The organism is uncultured Maritalea sp., assembly GCF_937139385.1.
Taxonomy (GTDB): domain Bacteria; phylum Pseudomonadota; class Alphaproteobacteria; order Rhizobiales; family Devosiaceae; genus Maritalea; species Maritalea porphyrae_A.
Genome location: NZ_CAKZPW010000146.1, coordinates 1 through 18,155 on the forward strand (window position 1 = coordinate 1; position 18,155 = coordinate 18,155).

The 18,155-nt window shown below is 49.8% G+C and carries 17 protein-coding genes and 1 tRNA gene; 6 read left to right on the plus strand and 12 right to left on the minus strand.

Annotation, left to right across the window (positions count from 1 at the left end):
• From Q0231_RS05980 to ilvA, 3 genes are all read right to left on the minus strand, one after another.
• Positions 1-1,020: sigma-54 dependent transcriptional regulator (locus Q0231_RS05980; protein ID WP_299346295.1), on the minus strand; the 1,020-nt coding region annotated here is incomplete at its 3' end.
• Positions 1,021-1,030: 10 nt separating this feature from the next.
• Positions 1,031-2,752, minus strand: coding sequence for an ATP-binding protein (locus tag Q0231_RS05985; RefSeq protein WP_269394429.1), 1,722 nt, complete (start codon positions 2,750-2,752; stop codon positions 1,031-1,033).
• Between the two features lie 48 nt (positions 2,753-2,800).
• A complete protein-coding gene (gene ilvA, locus Q0231_RS05990; RefSeq protein ID WP_269394764.1) occupies positions 2,801-4,057 on the minus strand; it encodes a threonine ammonia-lyase IlvA in 1,257 nt (418 codons plus the stop codon).
• A gap of 201 nt (positions 4,058-4,258) precedes the next feature.
• Here ilvA and Q0231_RS05995 point away from each other — a divergent pair, with 201 nt between their 5' ends.
• The gene (locus Q0231_RS05995; RefSeq protein ID WP_299346298.1) at positions 4,259-5,563 is read left to right on the plus strand and encodes a DUF3422 domain-containing protein; all 1,305 of its coding nucleotides are present in this window, start codon (positions 4,259-4,261) and stop codon (positions 5,561-5,563) included.
• On the opposite strand, the gene Q0231_RS06000 is transcribed toward Q0231_RS05995, so the two are convergent.
• The 5 genes from Q0231_RS06000 to Q0231_RS06020 all read right to left on the minus strand — a co-directional run bounded on the left by Q0231_RS06000 (position 5,564) and on the right by Q0231_RS06020 (position 10,628).
• Positions 5,564-6,514 (minus strand): P1 family peptidase, encoded by a 951-nt coding sequence (locus Q0231_RS06000; RefSeq protein WP_299346301.1) that lies wholly within the window; start codon positions 6,512-6,514, stop codon positions 5,564-5,566.
• The gene (locus tag Q0231_RS06005) at positions 6,511-7,158 is read right to left on the minus strand and encodes a hypothetical protein (protein WP_299346304.1); all 648 of its coding nucleotides are present in this window, start codon (positions 7,156-7,158) and stop codon (positions 6,511-6,513) included. Before Q0231_RS06005 ends, Q0231_RS06000 begins: the two co-directional genes overlap by 4 nt.
• Before the next feature lie 60 nt (positions 7,159-7,218).
• A complete protein-coding gene (locus Q0231_RS06010) occupies positions 7,219-7,962 on the minus strand; it encodes a hypothetical protein (protein WP_299346306.1) in 744 nt (247 codons plus the stop codon).
• A gap of 149 nt (positions 7,963-8,111) precedes the next feature.
• Positions 8,112-8,741 (minus strand): GntR family transcriptional regulator, encoded by a 630-nt coding sequence (locus Q0231_RS06015; RefSeq protein WP_299346308.1) that lies wholly within the window; start codon positions 8,739-8,741, stop codon positions 8,112-8,114.
• A gap of 3 nt (positions 8,742-8,744) precedes the next feature.
• On the minus strand, positions 8,745-10,628 hold the full coding sequence (locus Q0231_RS06020) for a glycosyltransferase (protein WP_299346311.1): 1,884 nt from the start codon (positions 10,626-10,628) through the stop codon (positions 8,745-8,747).
• Positions 10,629-10,784: 156 nt separating this feature from the next.
• Here Q0231_RS06020 and Q0231_RS06025 point away from each other — a divergent pair, with 156 nt between their 5' ends.
• Positions 10,785-11,564, plus strand: coding sequence for a transporter substrate-binding domain-containing protein (locus Q0231_RS06025; RefSeq protein WP_299346314.1), 780 nt, complete (start codon positions 10,785-10,787; stop codon positions 11,562-11,564).
• Here the strand turns inward: Q0231_RS06025 and Q0231_RS06030 are convergent.
• Complete coding sequence (locus Q0231_RS06030; RefSeq protein ID WP_299346317.1) at positions 11,558-12,421, minus strand: sterol desaturase family protein; 864 nt, start codon at positions 12,419-12,421, stop codon at positions 11,558-11,560. The two genes, Q0231_RS06025 and Q0231_RS06030, sit on opposite strands and share 7 nt — an antisense overlap.
• 136 nt (positions 12,422-12,557) lie before the next feature.
• Positions 12,558-12,965 carry a tellurite resistance TerB family protein gene (locus Q0231_RS06035; RefSeq protein ID WP_299346319.1) on the minus strand — a complete coding sequence of 136 codons (408 nt, stop codon included), beginning with the start codon at positions 12,963-12,965 and terminating at the stop codon, positions 12,558-12,560.
• Between the two features lie 222 nt (positions 12,966-13,187).
• Between Q0231_RS06035 and Q0231_RS06040 the strand changes: the two genes are divergently transcribed.
• Positions 13,188-14,795, plus strand: coding sequence for a lysine--tRNA ligase (locus tag Q0231_RS06040; protein ID WP_299346322.1), 1,608 nt, complete (start codon positions 13,188-13,190; stop codon positions 14,793-14,795).
• Between the two features lie 48 nt (positions 14,796-14,843).
• Here the strand turns inward: Q0231_RS06040 and Q0231_RS06045 are convergent, their stop codons facing one another.
• A complete protein-coding gene (locus tag Q0231_RS06045; RefSeq protein WP_269394440.1) occupies positions 14,844-15,479 on the minus strand; it encodes a helix-turn-helix transcriptional regulator in 636 nt (211 codons plus the stop codon).
• A gap of 178 nt (positions 15,480-15,657) precedes the next feature.
• Here Q0231_RS06045 and Q0231_RS06050 point away from each other — a divergent pair, with 178 nt between their 5' ends.
• Both Q0231_RS06050 and Q0231_RS06055 read left to right on the plus strand, forming a co-directional pair.
• Entirely contained in the window at positions 15,658-16,002 is a 345-nt protein-coding gene (locus Q0231_RS06050; RefSeq protein WP_299346331.1) for a DUF952 domain-containing protein, read from the plus strand.
• A complete protein-coding gene (locus Q0231_RS06055; RefSeq protein ID WP_299346334.1) occupies positions 15,999-17,111 on the plus strand; it encodes a quinone-dependent dihydroorotate dehydrogenase in 1,113 nt (370 codons plus the stop codon). The genes Q0231_RS06050 and Q0231_RS06055 overlap by 4 nt, the downstream gene beginning before the upstream one ends.
• A 70-nt stretch (positions 17,112-17,181) precedes the next feature.
• On the opposite strand, the gene Q0231_RS06060 is transcribed toward Q0231_RS06055, so the two are convergent.
• A complete protein-coding gene (locus Q0231_RS06060) occupies positions 17,182-17,844 on the minus strand; it encodes an OmpA family protein (protein ID WP_299346337.1) in 663 nt (220 codons plus the stop codon).
• 237 nt (positions 17,845-18,081) lie between these two features.
• On the opposite strand from Q0231_RS06060, the gene Q0231_RS06065 reads away from it, so the two are divergent.
• Positions 18,082-18,155, plus strand: a tRNA-Met gene (locus Q0231_RS06065).

Sequence of the window (18,155 nt, forward strand, 5' to 3'; positions counted from 1 at the left end):
AGGGATTTCGGTTTCGTAAAGCTCTGCGTAATTTTGCAAGAAATGTTCGAACAACAAAGGAATATCATCACGCCGAGACCGCAGGGTTGGCAGGTCGATCACCACGTTGTTCAACCGAAAATAAAGGTCAGAACGAAACCGCCCTTCTTCGATCGCTTGGTCTAGAGGTTCATTTGATGCGGACACGATGCGCACATCCACTGTAATGGGTTTGTCCGCGCCTATGGGCAGGACTTCGCGCAATTCGATTGCACGCAACAACTTGGCTTGAACATCAAGAGTGCACGTACCTATTTCATCCAGAAATAAAGTGCCCCCTTCGGCTTGGCGAAAAAGGCCCTGTGTTTTGTCTTTTTCTCCAAAAACACGTTGCTCAAATCCGTCCGCTGCGATGTTGGCGCAATTGATGGCAAGGAATGGGCCATTGGCCCGTTCAGACAGATTGTGTAACGCGCGCGCAACAAGCTCTTTGCCCGTGCCGGTTTCACCCAATATAAGCGCTGCGGCGTGGGCGGAGGAAAAGTCCAACACACTTTCGCGCACCGATTGCAGAAGTTCAGATTTTCCCAGTAAGACCCGGTCCAGGCCAGACAAGGTGGCCAATTGGTTGCGCAAACGTTCTGCATCCTTGGACAGGCGATGCTTTTCAGCGGCATTGCGCAAAATGGTTAGAAGCCTTTGTGGATCGAATGGTTTTTCCAAGAAGCTATAGGCGCCATCGCGCATGGCTTGCACAGCGGTTGGGATATCGCCATGGGCGGAAATTAAAACGATCGGCAATTGCGCAACGCCTGATTTCTCGTTCAATAGGTCGAGCCCAGATGTTTTGGGCATGCGCACATCTGACAGAATTACGTCTGGCACGAAAGCGGCGACCTTGTCGGCAACAGATGTTGCGTCAGCAAGCGCCTGTGTTTCCCAACCAGCGGCCCCCATCAAGTGCGTCAACGACTGACGCATTTCCTTATCGTCATCGATAATGATGGCACGAAAATTGGCGCTTTTGGCTGTTGGTGACAATGATTGTTCCTTAAGTCAGGGGCAATTGAACGGTGAATTTTGCACCTATTTCACAATCGATGGCGCTGAGCAATCCTTTGTGTTCACGAACAATGGCAGCAGAAATGGCCAAACCAAGTCCCATGCCTTCACCTGAAGGTTTGTTGGTGTGAAAGGGTTCTTGCAGTTGTTCGATGCTTTGTCCCCGCAGCCCATGGCCCCAGTCGCGTACGGAAATTTTTATCGCCCCATCGTGTAAAACGGCGCGAATTTCGATGCGTTTACTTTGCAGGTCTTGCAGAGCAGCGATTGCATTGCGGATCAAGTTGACCAGCACCTGTTCCAATCGTTGGCGCATGCCGCTGATTGCTGGCAAATCCTTTGGTACAATGACGTGCAAGTCGATATGTTTGTTCGAAAGGTCGTGTTTTGTGAGGCCGACCGCACCGTCGATCAGGTCGGCAATATCGATCGTCTCGGTGTTATTATCACCGGGCATTGAAAAGAACTTTAGTTCCTTTGTTATGTTCTCCATGCGCCGCACAAGTCCGTTGAGGTGGTCAATGACACCGCCGGGCTTATGGCCGCTGGAAATTTCCTCTGCTGCAAGGTAGTTGCGCATAGCGGAAATGGGCTGCCCTAACTCGTGGGTGATAGAGGCGGCCAATTGGCCAAGTGCGGCCAATTTGCTTGTGCGTGCCAATTCGGATCTTGTTTGTTCGAGACGAATTTCTGTTGCCTTGCGTTCTTCTATTTCAACGATCAGTTTTTGCCGGTCATCGTGTGAGGCTTTGAGCGCGCGCTGGAGTTGATTTGACCTAAAGGTGATAAAACCAATGCCCATGGCGGCCATAACAATTGTAGCCAGAATGATCACAAACCAGGTACGCTCAAAAAGGGTAGATGTTGGCTTGATGTACCAAAGGGTCCAGCCTTGTTGTTCGACATCTTTATTGGCGTAAAGATATGTTGTTCCATCGAGCAGGACTTCGCTATCGGGGCGCAGTTCCCAATTTAACGGTAGCAATTCTTGTTTGCCGAATTGTTGCTTGTTTTGAATGGCGATGCGTTGGTTTTCGCTTAGGTCCGTTGTGGCGTGATAGCGCCATTGATCTGAAGTGGCGAAGACGACGATACCCTCTTTGTTGGTGACCAAAATATCGTCACCAGAAGCGGCCCAAGCGCCTGTGAGTTCACTCAGCGCGATCTTTAACGCCACCACTCCAATTGCATTTCCACTTTCATCACTGACCGCGTTGCCGATGAAGTATCCAGGTGTGAAAGTGGTCGCGCCAATGGCGAAAAACTCGCCGCGCTTGCCAGCCATTGCGTCTTTAAAGTACGGACGAAAACCGTAGTTTTTGCCCAAGAAATTGATCTCTTGGGCATAGTTGGAGGCAGCGATTGTCCACCCGTTTTCATCCATGACGTAGATGGCTTCGGCTTTAGAGCGGTGGGCAAAATCTTCAAGTCGTTGGTTAAGCCCGTCAACCTCGCCCCGGGACAAAGCGCGCACAACCGCTGGGTCCTGCGCGACAATAAAGGGCAGATGCTCTAGGCGCTCAAGCGCACTCAACAAAGTGGAGTGATAAAGTTGCGCGCGGCCTTCCGCCCGTTCTAATTCAACCGCTTTGAAAACAGAAAACGAAGCGAAAAACAGCGTAAGAAGTCCACCAAGTAGCAACGCCGCAAAGAGCGCAGTGTAAAGGATTGTCTTGGCTGGTGTGCGTCTATTGTGTTCGCCGTTGCTCATTTTTGGAGCTTGAAGCCCATATTTGCCATTTGTCAAATCAATCAAGACTTAAACGATCAAACTGGAGAGCAGATCGTTTTCTGTTATGTCCTGAAAACCAAAATCACCTTCAATCAATTTGGCCTTCAGAGCCTCAAAGTTAGCTGGATCATTGGTTTCAATGCCCATCAGAACTGTACCAAAGTTGCGCGCAGATTTCTTGAGATATTCAAAACGCGCAATATCATCGTGTGGCCCGAGCATATTGAGGAAGTCTTTCAGTGCACCGGGGCGCTGGGGCATGCGCAAAATGAAGTATTTCTTGAGGCCAGAATATTTGAGCGCCTTTTCTTTGACTTCGGGCAGTCGCTCAAAATCAAAGTTACCTCCCGACGTGACGCAAACGATGTTTTTGCCGTTTAGTTTTTCGGGGGGAAGCGCGGACAGCACGTCAATGGAAAGAGCGCCAGCGGGTTCTAACACCATGCCTTCTATGTTGAGCATTTCAACAATGGTGGCGCATAGGCGATTTTCAGGCACCAAAGTCACGATGTCGGCTGGCAAATGCTCGAGCATTTCAAAATTAAGGGCACCAACTTGGGCGACTGCAGCACCGTCGACAAAATTGTCGATTGCCTGAAGCTTCACGCGCTTGCCTTGCTGCAAGCTGGTTTTTAAACTGGGCGCGCCCTGCGGTTCAACCAAAAGGATTTCGGTTTTTGGCGACGTATGGGTCAGGTAGGCGGTTACCCCTGCAGCGAGGCCACCCCCGCCCACGGGCATGATGATCAGATCAAGCGGTTCGCCATCCAACTGCTCGAGAATCTCATGCGCTATAGTGGCCTGACCTTCGATAATATCGGCATGATCAAACGGCGGCACCATGAGGGCGCGTTGCTCATCAGCGAACGAAAGAGCCGCGCTATAACATTGATCAAAAATATCACCGATCAATTTGATTTCAATGTTGGCGCCGCCAAACGCACGGGTTTTGTCGATTTTTTGTTGCGGTGTGGTGACGGGCATGAAGATGGTGCCCTTGACGCCAAAGTGCGCACAACAAAAGGCAAATCCTTGCGCGTGATTGCCCGCAGAAGCGCACACAAACGCGCCCTTGTGTTCAGGATTTTCGTCCAGGGCCTTTGAGATGAAATTGTACGCGCCGCGCAGCTTATAGGAGCGCACCGGGGTTAAGTCTTCTCGCTTGAGATAGATGTTGGCGTCAAATTTTTGGCTGAGATAGACATTTTTTTGGCAGGGCGTTGCATCAAGGATCGAGGACATGCGTTCTTTTGCTGTGGCAACATTGTCGATGAAATTGGTCAATTTGTCTTCTCTTGGTGCAAGCGGTTTCGTTTGAATTTCTAGCACTACACCTGATCCTTGCTGGTGACAAACCGCAAAGGTGACGAATTGGTTCTACGACCAATTATGCATTTGGGTGAGGTCTGGTATGACAATATGTGTACTTGTTGAAGAGAGAGCTTGTCTTCATGCTGCAATATATCGGGGCAGGGGAAATCGGATATGGGCAACAAAGACGAGAGCATTGATGCGTTTGACGGCGAGTTGAGCGAAGACAGTTTTTTTGATCACACCTTGCGTGTGCCTATTCAGGAAGAAATTCACGCGCGGCTTATTCCCCCGCTTCAGGCGCCACTGCGGGCGCGGCGTATTGTTTTCTTGGTCGGTCGACAGGCAGATCAAATGGCCTATGTTAGCGCGCAATTGCACGGCTGGTGTGGTGAAGTGGGCATTGAGCCGCCCGATAAGAACTGGCGGCAGTTTTCTTTTTCGAATGAGCGCTATGATGTGACGTGGGAAGCGCACACCGAGTTTGTTACTTTGACCTGGTATGCACCGATAAATGACAAAAGCGCTAGACCTAAGGGAATTGGTCTTGAAGTCCTCAAGCAGTTTCCCATCATAACCGCCGCACGGATAGATGTTGTCGAGCGCAAAGAGATCTCACCGTCTGCCCTATTGGGATTTGAACCCAAAAGCTTGTGCTTGTCGCGCGTTGGCGTGGGCAATGCGCAAATTGGGACGGACTTTCAAACCGACGAAAATGGGTTCACGCGTTTCGAAATTGCAATCCATCAGCTTAGTTCCATCAAGACGGGCATTTTGGTACGCCGGTTACTCGAAATTGATACCTATCGCACCATGGCGCTGGTTGGGTTGGCGGATGCACGAATTCAATCGCGCATTGTTGGGGGGCTAGAAACTGAGCTGAGTGCCTTGAACGAAGAAATTGGTTGTGTGTCGAGCATTGAAGACAGCAAGCGCATTATGGGGATGTTGCATTCTCTTTCGGTTCGCGCGGGGCAAAGCCTTGATGCGACGGCCTATCGATTTGCTGCCAGTCAAGCCTATGGTGACGTATTGCAAATCCGTTTGGACCGGATTGAAGAAGAGCAAAGTGAAAAACACACAACGATCACGCGTTATCTTTCGAACCGGGTGGACCCCGCGTTGGCAACCTGTCGCGCGACTGAAAAGCGGCAGCGCTCGCTGAACAACAAAATAGCGCGGTCTATTCAATTGCTTGATGCGCGGATTAATGTGGATATGCAATCCCAAAGTCGAGAGGTTTTAAGTTCAATCTCGGAAACGGCAAAGAGCCAATATAAATTACAGTCAACTGTTGAAGGGCTCTCAACGATTGCTATTTCATATTATTCGCTTGGAATATTGGGGTATGTTTTGGCCGGGTTTGCTGACTATTTGCCCGTTTCAAAAACCATGATGCTTGGATTGCTCGCGCCGTTTGTTTTGTTGGCCAGCTGGTTTGGGATTCAAGCAATAAAGAATAGGCATAAGGCGGACTAGTTAGTTTGCATTGGCGGCGGCCAAAATTGCATCCCAAGCCAATTCCGATGCAATGGCACCAAGTGCGAAGGGTGCAAGGTTTGGGTCGCTGACTTGTTGTGTGCTTACAGCGAAAAAGACATCGCCATCAAACTCGGTATGGAAAGGTTGAATGCCCCTTGCCATTGAACTGTGGACTTGCTTTGCAACTTGGCTGAGCGCTTGGCGGGGCATGCGTTGGTTGGTGACCATTAGTGTTAACGTTGTATTGCCCTTGCCTGCCGGGCCAGTGCCATTTGCATGTTCGTGCAGGTGAACGCGCTCGCCAGTTGTTGGGGCAAAATTGCCGCGCACCACTTTGCCTTGTTTGTTCACTATCGCACCGAATGGATTGAGGACAGTGGCAATGAAAATCTTGGTTTGACCAACTTGGCGAAAGGCAGCGCCTTGGCCCGTTCGCTCGCCTTCATATCCGGCTTCTGTAAGGCATTTTCCGGCGCTCGCACTAAAGCCTGCGCCGACATTTCCTTGTGCAAACAGGTTTGGTTTCGCCGCATTTAGAGCCGCGCGGCCCAGGGCCTTGTCGGGATAGACGGCATTTTCGCGAAAACGATAATCGTAGATAATGGCACCGGCCGCCAAAGCAATGTCTTGCCAATCGGTCGAATAGTTCGCTCGCTTGTGGATCTCAGCCCCAACGCCCAAAATCGCTTCTTGGCCATAAGCAGAGCCACCTGCAAAGCAGATGGCGTCCACTTCGGGATAATGGGTGCCTATAGCGCCAATTGCTCCGCCTCGACAGTCGGAGACCATCATTGCACGTTGTTCGAAACTGAACACGGTGCAACCTGTTTGGGCAGATGTGTAATCCGCCGTACCGATTTTAAGTTCTGGGAAATCAAACTTGAGGTGGCCACGATCACTTCGATTGGCTTCAATAGAAAGTTCAACAAGATCGTTGGTGATGGTCACGCGATTGCCTTTAGCCAGTTTTGGAGATCGATGATCATTTTGTGGTGACCAAGGATAGATTTTGGCACATCATTGTCACATTCCAGCACATGTGCCAAATCCGGCAACAAACAGATGGTCGCGCCAGCTTGAGAGAATTTTGCAAATCTGTCGTCCTCGAACCCTTTGTCCGCGGTTCCAATGCAAATGAATGATCTTTGCGCATTTGCCAAAATCTCGTTTGATACCGCGTCGACCTTTGAAGAGGGTGTCAACCACGCAAGGTTTGCCGTTGGCAAGAAACCCTGCTCAATCATATTGCCCATCAGGACTGTACCCAGCGATTTGCCGACAATGAGCAATTCGTCATGCTTGGGCAAATCTGCAATGGCATTGCCGATGGTGGTGGCATCGTCAGCCAATATGCTCATGATTTCGTCAAACCCGAAATCGCGAAACCCTTCAACTTTGTCATAAGCATAGTTGGCCCCCGCAATCGTATAGCCGTGGTCAATCAAGAGCTGGCGCGCGAAGAAAAACATGGGGTTTTCCAAGCGATAACCAACGCCTGGCAGCAATAGAGCCAAGCGCGATGCGCCTGCATTTTCCTCGCTGATATCGATTGTGAAGCTATGGTTTTTTCGTCCCATGAGCGAGATAGACATGATCTAATTTCCGCTTAAAGGCTTGAGCTTACACGGGTTCTTGAAAGATGCAATGGGTGATCAAACTGACGGGGCGTGCGATCTTGCAACTTCCATCGGGTCAATGCCATCCCAGCTTCCGCGGCTTTCCAGCAGGCGAAACCGGGTAAAGGAACTGCGGTCGAACATGGGCTGTGCCTTATGTTGATCGATCATTGAGCGATGTGTACCGTCCTTATAGGCTGCCGCTAACATGTCTGGATCGTTGCGCCAAAGGGTGAAGGATGCGCCATCTGGTGTGCCTATTGGATTGAATATCTGCCGCAACACATTTGAACCCAACGATTTGTAAAAGGTTCGAACATCTTCTATTTTTTTTACGAAGTCTCGTGCACGGCCAAAGTCAGCTTCGCCAAAACCCTGATATCCTGCACTGGTCATGACTGCCATTACACCTTGTGGGTCTGTTTTAAGCGCTACGAGGTGGGGGTGTGGTTCGTGTTTTGTGGAGAAATCCACGTCGCCGCGGTGGGCCACAACAGCTAACATTCCGTGCCAGCTTTGTGTTGCTAGATTGGCGAAGTCCAAACTGTTCGCGGCTTCGTTTAATCCGTGCAATGCGGCTTCTTGATCATTGTAGAACCCAAGGGCGCACCAAATATCGCTGACCTCCGTGCGAAAGCCGTCATCGCCGATCGGCGAATCTGGTCCGCAACGCCAGACTTGTGCTGTTGTTGGACCGTCAAAACTTGTGTCCGTGATGGAATGGGCAATTGGAAACTTTGCCAAATGGATGGTCATCCAGCTGTAGCTTGGTTCAGTCATGCAACCTCCTTTGTCCATTGAAACCTGGTCGGACGCATGTTGCGCAACTTGGACAATGTGACAGCACCAGCTTATGGTGCACGTATTATCACAGCAAGGCGGATGCATATTTCGGGGTGGTACAGTTTTGGTAGCGCATTTGAAAAAATCTACAAAAACGAGCTGAGTTTGCGCCCTGTTAGTTTGACGTGGCGTTCGAGCACTTTGGCCGCATTTTCTATATCGCCATTTTTAAGTGCTTTAATGATCGTGCGGTGATCGTGCTCGATCCGCGTCTCCCATTTCGATTTCCACGTGGCGAACAAAAAGCGGGCGCTGGCCACATGTAAGTCGTCAAGCGTTGCGAGTAGTTTTGGCATTTTACAATCTGCCACAATCGTGCGGTGAAAGCGCTGGTTCGCGTCTTCCCATGTATAAATGTCTTGGGCCTTTTCGCCTTCGCCAATTGCTTGTTGCGCCAGCATAAATGTGTGCGCTGTGAGGTGCGGGAAGGCATGGCGCAGGGCCAACACCTCGAGCACGGAGCGCATTTCCGCAACCTCTTTGGCCTCTGTGACGTCAAAGGTGGACACCCGTACACCCCGGCGTGGAATGCTAACTGCAAGGCCGCGCGCTTCGAGTTGGCGAAATGCTTCGCGCACGGGCACATGGCTTGCACCAAATTCTTCGGCAATATGGTCTTGGCGCAATTTTTCGTCGGGGGCCAATTCACCGCGCACAATGCGATCGGCCAAAGCCGTTGTAATGTCTTCAACGATGGTACGTTTGCGGTGATCCATAAATTATAGATAAATTGATTTTGCCGCTTCTGTCGAGGTCTGATCTTCGTTTGCGTCTTGTTTGCTGTCATATCTTGGCAATTGGGTGCGGGCGTGTGTGGTTTTTTCCCAAGAGAAGGGGGCCACAGCCAGCTGAAAGGCAGCGCGCAAGGTCGCAAAACTGGTGAGCAACCAATAGAAGGGCAAAAAGACTTGCCATCCGAACAGGTGCAATTGTCGCGTGTGCCAAAGCCCCAAAAAAGCGGTGCTGACTGCGCTTAAATAGCCCGTGATCAATATGAGCATATAGATGTTTAGATGAGCGTAATGTGAGAGAATGATGGCCTTTTGCGTACTCAGGTTCAATAGAAATTGGGCGACGAATAAGCCATGCAAGGGCGCTGAAAACACCAAGCCACCGACATATATGTAGAAAATCAAAGCGTTTAGAAGGCCAAGTTGTTTGATCAATGATTTTGGATTTCGACTGTGCACCAATAGGGTCTGCATCCACCCCTTCATCCATCGGGTGCGCTGCTTGATCCACGACCAAATGCCAATCGGGGCCTCCTCGCGCGTATGGCTTGGTAGTACCGCGGATTTTAGTTTTTTACGTGCCAGTCTTATGCCTAAATCGGCATCTTCTGTGACGTTAAAACTGTCCCACGCACCCAGGTTGATCAGGGTTTTGGTGCGGAAATGATTGGAAGTGCCGCCCAAGGGCATGGGCATGTCAAATTGTGCAAGCGTTGGCATGATTAAGCCGAATTGGGCCGCATATTCTGTGGCAAACAAAGCCGTGAGTGGATTTTCGTTCGCGTTATCAATGACAAGCTCTGCTTGCAAACACTCAAGATTTGCATGGCGCGCGAACATGGTTGCTGCGATGCGCAATTGGTTTGGTTCAGGTATATCCTCCGCGTCAAAAATCACCAAATGTTCACCTCGTGCAAATGGCAGGGCAAAGTTGACGGCTTTGGGTTTGGTGCGCGGTTCGCTGTCGGGCACTGGGATCAACTCAAATCGAATGTCGTGCAAAAAGGGTTCGATGGCTTTGATGGTCTTTTTTGACGTTGCCTCAACGACAAATTTCACATCGAGTTTTTCGGCCGGGTAATTTAGCGCGCGCATGGCACGAACCAGTTGCTCCACAAGAACCGCCTCGTCTCGCAAGGGGATGATGATGGTGTAAACTGGCAATTGGTTGTCGCCCAAAAGGTGTTTTTCGGCCATGCGCTTCACAATCCGACCGTTAATAGCGGAGCTGAGGCGAAATGCTGCTGGCAATAGAAACAATATGCCCATCAAAATCGTGGCAATGGGCTGAAACCATCCCAAGGGAAAGAACACACTGAGCGCGATGGCCAAAACCACAGCGAGGAAACCATGGCGCGTGAGTTTTGAAAGGCCCAGGTGTGCGCTTGCAAAAGGCCATTTTTTTGCCAATCGTGTGATGGCACTTTCATAAAGTGCTGTGCTTTGCTGAAAAACAAAAGCGCGGCGCAGTGCTTTGGGCGGGACAACACACAATTGGCTGCGCAATTGGGGTTTTTCGCTAATGCGCTTAGCCAACTCAACATACCGCCAAAAATCGGGTGCGATGAACAACACGTCCCGGTCGAGCATGCGGCCACGCAAACTGGCTACAGATTTCAATTGATCGATATTGTCCGCATGAAGCGCGTTCACCGCGAGAGGAGGGATTTGATCACTAAAGGCCAACTCCAATGCCTTGGCGGCACGGCGATAGATATCTTGTTCGGGTAGGTTAAACTGGCCAGCACAAAATCTAAGGGGATCAACATTCGCAGCCGTTGCTTTGCGCAACGCAAATAGCGCTGTCCAATCGCTTTGAAAATATTCTTTAAATATGCGACGCAAAAGGGCAGCGCCCAAAGGTTCGTTCAAACCATCCACAAACTAAATCACTTAAAAAATTGCATTACAAAAAATATAAAACATAATGTGACCAAGTTTTCGCCACGAGTCAAAGTCCGAATTGAGCATATGTTTCAGCACCTTTTTCATTTTGCCCGTGCCTCCCTTTTTGGGGGCGCAATTTTTGTGCAATTGGTTTCGCTAGGGTTGGCACAAACGCTGCCAAATCACTTTGACCCATCTGCCTATGACGATACGCTCGACATGTCGCTTGTGCCGTCCATTCGGTTTTTAACTTCGCCTGACTTTCCTCCTTTCAACTTCAAAGAGGCCAGTGGCGATGTTGTGGGGTACAATGTTGAACTTGCGCAGGCGCTGTGTGCTGAACTTGAGGTTGATTGCACGTTGCAAAGTTGGCCGTGGGCGCAATTGCCCAAAGCTTTAGAAGAGGGACAAGGCGATGCAATTATCGCCGGTCTGAGCATCGATGCCGAAAATGGGCGCTTGTTTGGTTTTTCACAAAGCTATTTGCAACTGCCAGCCCGTTTTGTTGGACGAAAAGAAAGGGGTGCGTTGGCGGAGTTTAACCCGCACAAGTTATCGGGCGTCGTGGGTGTTCGGCGCAATTCTTCTCACCACGAGTATTTAATACGATATTTTTCTAACGTGGTTGCTTTGCCATTTGATAGCGAATTGGACGTGCTCAAAGGGGTAGACGCAGGCACCATAGATATGGGTTTTGTGGACGGTATGCGCGCCTCATTTTGGCTCAATCAGAATGAATGTTGCGATTTCGCGGGGGCTGCCTATTTCAGCGTTGAGCATTTTGGCGCGGGGCTTGGGATTGCCGTTTCAAAGGACAAGAACGACGCATTGCGCGCCATCAACATAGGGTTGCGTCGATTGGCTGTTTCGGGAAAACTTGATGAGCTTTACCTCAAATGGTTCCCCATTGGGTTTTATTGATTTTCAGTCTCTTGGGTTTCAATTTTTTTTGGTTTCTTGTTCACGAAAGGAAACCAGATTGACCAGACAAAGTTTTGCGGCCCGTCACCTTGATACTCCTTAAGGCCGACAATCATTTTGTCATGCCCTGCTGCGGGTTGATCGATGTAAGTGTTGAAAAGACGATCCCAAATGCTCAATGCAAAACCATAGTTTGAATTTGTTTCACCAACTTCAATCGAGTGGTGGACCCGGTGCATATCCGGTGTGACCAAAACTGGGCGAATGATGCGATCTAGCCAAATGGGTAGCTTGTAATTCGCATGGTTGAACAAGGCGGTACCATTGACCACGCCTTCAAATATTACCACCAAAACAGCGGGCGCGCCCAATATCACCACCGCTGCGGCTTTGACGAAAATTGAGAAGACAATTTCGAGTGGGTGAAATCGAATAGCGCTGGATGCATCAAGGTCGTGATCGGAATGGTGTACGCGATGCAATCGCCATAAAATTGGGATTTTGTGGGTGGCCCAATGTTGGCCCCAGATAACAAAGTCTAGAATTAGAAATGCCATCATCCACTCAAGCCATATGGGCAAATCTAGCCAATTAAACAGGCCAAAGCCCCATTGCTTGGCATAAATTGCGGCCAAGAGGGCGGAAATGGGAACCAACAAATTCGCCAGCACCAGTGTGAGCAGAGAGACCGTTAGATAGCTTGATGCCATGATGCCGATATTTGTGGCCCAGCGGCGCACACGGGAATGGCGCCTTTTGCGCCTTGGCCAAAAGGCTTCCAGAATGACCATCAGTGCGAAGATGGCGACAAAACTGCCAAGGCGCCAAATACCTTCACTAAAACCCAGTTCTTCCACAACAAACTCCTATATATGGATTTTCTTATATATAGGAGGGGTGGGAGAAGCTAGACATACCGCACGCAAAAATTTGTGATGTGCAAAAAAAAGACCGCCACATGGGCGGTCTTAACAGGTGCCGATGTTGCCTTATTTAGACAACGCGGTGTCGGGCTTGGGCCGCAAGTTCAATTGCTGCTGACGTTAGCTTGTTGATTTTTAAGTGGCCGCGCAATAATTCCAAAATGCGCACTTCTTCGGGGCGGATGTCTAAATCGGCAGCTGCAATCTCTACCGCTACCGCATAGGCAGTATCGCGCAATTTGGCTGGAATGCTATCTGCAATTAGGTGCAGCACATTGTTCATGCCGTTGTCGTCGTCCAATGCATCGGCGCATTGGCCACAGACAAAGGTGAGGGCCTCTTGGGAGAAATCGCGGAACACGGGAAGGTTGCGCACGACGGAGCCGATCCGGCCCAGCTCTTCATCGGACATGCGGCGATCTGATGCTGAAACCATCACCATGATGTAGACCATTGCTTCTTGCGGCGAAAGTGACATTTGAGCCCTCACTTATTGTATTGATGTTGGCCCAAAAACTAGGGGCGATTTAGCCCAAATACAAGCCGCAATGCGAACTATTTGGACAGCCAGTGGAATGAGCGCCATTGACGATGTTGCAAAGGTGTGCGAAATCGCGTGAAATGCTGGTTTTTCAAGAAGCTTTAAACAAGCATGATGAACACATCATACAATTGATTTTTCCAACCAAAGGGCAGCCAAATGGCAAATACCCCCACAATCTTTGACGCACAGTTTTTCGCAGCCGCCACCAATGCACGCGCATGGCCTTTTGAGGAAGCGAAGAAGATTGTCAAACGGTTGGAAAAATCGCCCAAGGACGAGGTATTGTTTCAGACTGGTTATGGCCCTTCTGGCTTGCCACACATTGGCACATTTGGTGAAGTGGCGCGCACGTCTATGGTGCGCAATGCCTTCCGTTTGCTGACTGGCGATAAAATCCCATCCAAAATAATCTGTTATTCTGATGATATGGATGGGTTCCGCAAGGTGCCAACCAATGTGCCAAACCAAGAGCGCATGGCCGAATATATTGGCATGCCGTTGACGAAAGTGCCTGATCCATTTTCAGACGAATATCCAAGTTTTGCGCATCATAATAATGCGCGATTGCAGAATTTCTTGGATGACTTTGGATTTGAATATGAGTTTGTCAGCTCCACAGATTATTACACATCTGGTGTGCTGGATAAGGCATTGTTGCGCATGCTCGAAGTCTACGACGATGTGATGAAGGTGATTTTGCCAACACTTGGCGAAGAGCGACAAAAAACCTATTCGCCCTTCCTGCCTCTGTGCCCGCGCACGGGCAAAGTGTTGCAGGTGCCTATGATCGCGCGCGATGTGGCGGCAGGCACTGTGACTTATGTTGATCCTGAAACCAGTGAAGAGGTTACAGTACCGGTTACTGGTGGCGCGGTGAAATGCCAGTGGAAAGCAGATTGGGCTTTGCGTTGGTATGCGCTTGGGATCGACTATGAAATGTCGGGCAAAGATTTGATTGATAGCGTTCGTCTATCTTCTCGCATTGTGCGGGCTTTGGGTGGCACGCCGCCGGAAAGCTTGAGCTATGAATTGTTCTTGGATGAGAACGGTCAAAAAATCTCCAAGTCAAAAGGCAATGGCCTTTCGATGGAAGATTGGCTGACTTACGCCTCGCCTGAAAGCTTGGCGCTGTTTATGTATCAAAAACCAAAAACTGCGAAAAAGCTCTATTTTGATGTGATCCCGAAAGCTGTTGATGAGTTTTATGCTTTTTCAACGGCGGCGGAAAAACAAACGCCAGCTGAGCTGTTGGAGAACCCTGCAACCCATATTCATGGCGAGTTTCCACCAGCGTTTGATTTGCCGATCAGTTTTGCTTTGTTGTTGAATTTGGTGTCTGCGGCCAATGCTGAAGACAGTGCCGTGCTTTGGGGCTTTATTTCGCGTTATGCGCCAGATGCAACACCGCAAAATCAACCCGAACTTGATCGGTTGGTTGGTTATGCCATTCGCTACTTCACAGATTTTGTGAAACCAACGAAGAAATTCCGCGCGCCAAGCGAACAGGAAGCTGCTGCGATGGCAGAATTGGCAACGCGGTTGGATGATGTGGAAGATGCGACGGATGCAGACGCCATTCAAAGCTTGGTGTTTGAAATTGGCAAGAAATATGAATTTGAACCGTTGCGCAATTGGTTCAAAGCTTTGTACCAAGTGTTGTTAGGGCAAGATCAGGGCCCGCGTTTTGGCTCATTCATCGCCCTTTATGGCGTTACCGAAACCAAAGCTTTGATTGAAAAAGCTTTGGCGGGCGAATTGGTTTAGGCCCTTTAAAATTTCACAATGATTAGCCCTGCCAACTGGCGGGGCTTTTTATTGGCTGGCCCAAAGGATGCGCGCAATCCAATCCACATCTGTGGAGGGTAATTCGCGGGGCGGGTGTTCTGGGTTGAGCGAGTGCAGTTCCACCAGATTTGCGGTTTGCCGATGCAAAATTTTGGCCATCACTTCGCCCTCATTCGTGCGCACCACCACGCGGTCGCCACGCCTGATTTGTTCGGCGGGCGAGACAATGATCACATCGCCATCGCGATAAAGGGGCAGCATGCTATCACCGCTCACCTCAAGTGCGTACGTGTTGGAGTTTGGCCCAACAGGGATGTTCACTTCGTCCCAGCCTTGCCCCGCAGGGAAGCCACCGCTGTCGAAAAATCCGCCAGCTCCGGCTTGGGCAAAGCCAAGCAACGGTACTGCGGCTTTGTGAGGGTCAGCTTGTTCGTAAATACCGCCGCCCGATAGGAATTGATCCATACTCTCATCAGCTGATCCCAGCATTTTGGCAATGCTTTCGGTTGATGGCCAGCGCTCTCGACCGTCTTTTGATATCCGCTTTGAGGGATTAAAGGCTGTAGGGTCTAGCCCGGCCATGCGCGCCAGTCCGGACACAGATAGGCCGCGACGCTGAGCCAGCGAGTCAATGGCAGACCATATAGCGCGGTGGGTGATCATTGCTTTTCCATTTGTCGAGCAGGAATAGTTTCAGTATCAAGGATAAAAATCCTATAGATGTGTTAACTTTCATTAATCGAAATGTAAAGTGCGAATGTGAAATTTGGCACATAACCTTGCTTATTTGCGTGATTTTCCATAAATCCGATGAACAGAGTTCAGCGCACAATGGGGCAAAATGAGAATTTTCAAAGTATGTACGGTTGCACATTGGTCAAACGCTAAGGCCAATGGTGTTTTTTCGGGGGTGGCAGTGGATTTGGTTGATGGGTTCATCCACTTTTCAACTGCAGAACAGCTGGCTGAGACCCTGCAAAAGCACTTCACCGGCCAAAGCGATTTGGTGCTTTTAAGTGTTGATCCGGAAAAAATTGGTACGGAATTAAAGTGGGAACCTTCACGCGGCGGTGCTCTTTTCCCCCATTTATATGCGGACCTGCCACTTGTGGCGATTGTGGCTGAACATATGTTGGAAACTGATGCGCAAGGCGTCTTTATTCTTCCCGAAGGGCTATTTCAATGATTTCTCAAATTGCTAAGTTTTTAAGCCAGCCGGCGGTGCAAAACCTAAGCCGTGATGGGTTGCTAAAACTTGACCCTGAAATTGCGCATCAGCTAACAATCAAAGCGATCAAACTTGGGGCTGTTGCGCCACAAGAAAATAAAGACCCTGATTTCTTTAAAACAGAAATTGCAGGACTGTCTTTGAAAAACCCTATCGGCATGGCCGCTGGTCTTGATAAAAACGCCGAAGTGTCAAACCAGTTATCTGACATCGGCTTTGGGTTCGCAGAAGTTGGAACCATCACGCCACGACCTCAGGATGGAAACCCCAAGCCACGTTTGTTTCGTGTGCCGCAAGCCCAGGGGATCATCAACCGCATGGGGTTCAATAATGAGGGGCATCTGGTAGCTTATGAGCGTTTAACAAACAATAAGCAAGCCGGGGTGACGATTGGTGTAAATGTTGGCGCGAACAAAGACAGCGATGACTTTGTGGCCGACTATGTTGAGGGCGTTACTCGTTTTGCGCCGATTGCTGATTATCTTACGGTGAATATTTCTTCCCCCAATACACCGGGGTTGCGTGATTTGCAGTCTGGCGAAGCGCTAAAGCGGTTGTTGGGCGAAGCGTTGAATGCGCGCGCAAAGGATTGTGTGCGGGTGCCGGTTTTCTTAAAGCTCGCACCAGACCTCAATGAGGCGGAGATGGATGAAGTGGTTAGCGTGATCAAGCAAGTGGATTTGGATGGTTTGATTATTTCCAACACCACTTTGTCCCGTGATCAAGTTGCGGGCTTACCCAACGCGGATGAGGCTGGTGGCCTGAGCGGCAAGCCACTCTTTAATTTTTCCACCATGCGCTTGGCGCAAATGCGCATGCGCGTGGGTGGTGATATGCCGATTGTTGGGGTAGGGGGAATCCACTCTGCTCAATCTGCAATTGCTAAACTTGCTGCGGGCGCGAACGCCATTCAGCTATATAGCGCGCTGGTTTTTGGCGGCATGGAGCTGCTGCGCGACATTAAAGATGGCATGGCCGTCAAAGTGCGCAAAGATAAGTTGCAAAGTGTTGGGCAATTAACTTCCACCGATGTGGAGAGCTGGGCCAGCGGTAAGGCTCAATTGTAAGAACATACGATTTGGGTCAAATAAAAGCCGCCGCAACACTAAGTTGCGGCGGCTTTTGAATTTATTGCGCCTAGGTTAGTGGCGAAATCTGAATTTCAACGCGCCGGTTTGCCGCTTTGCCCGCTTCGGTTGAATTTGTGGCGATAGGCTGTGTTTCGCCATAACCGGTCACATAGACACGTCGTGGATCCACACCAACGCCAGACACATAATTGGCAACTGACATGGCTCTTCGGTTCGACAGATCCATATTATATTGGTCAGAGCCTGTAGAATCAGTGTGGCCATAGATATCCACCAGCGTTTTTGGATAGCGCTGTAGTACCGTTGCTACCGCTGTCAAAACTTTGTGGAATTGAGGTTGAACCTGGTCTTGGTTGACCCCAAAGGTGATGTTGGAAGGCATGTTGAGGATGATGTTGTCGCCGTTGCGTTTCACTGTCACGCCAGAATCAGCCAGACCCGCGCGAAGCTCTTCTTCCTGCTTGTCCATATAAATACCAACACCGGTACCTGTGAGCGCACCAAGCCCTGCGCCAATCAGCGCTGCACTACGCACGTCCTTATTTGCAACTGATGCATAAACAAGTCCAGCGAACGCGCCCGCTGCTGCCCCTGCGGCGCCACCCTTCACAGAGTTGCGCAAATCACCTGCGTCGTTATTGAGCCATGTTGGGCTGCACCCACCAAGAGCCAATGCCAAAGCCGATACAACAAAAATGGATTTTTTCATATTCGAGTTCCAATGCCGCCAAAAAATTTGAAGCCATAATACATGACTTTGCGGCCTAAAAAAGATCAACATGACACTCAGATTTCGATAAATTTGCAAAGGATGGGCAAAAGGCGAAAACTCTTTGGCGGTTTTGCTTGACAAGATTTGCCTGCCCGCATTATATCGCGCTCGAGCAAAGTGATTGGTTCGCCAAACACTTGTCTAATTGTTTTGGTTTTCACCAAATCAAATTGTGGCGGGGTAGCTCAGCTGGTTAGAGCAGCGGAATCATAATCCGCGTGTCGGGGGTTCAAGTCCCTCTCCCGCTA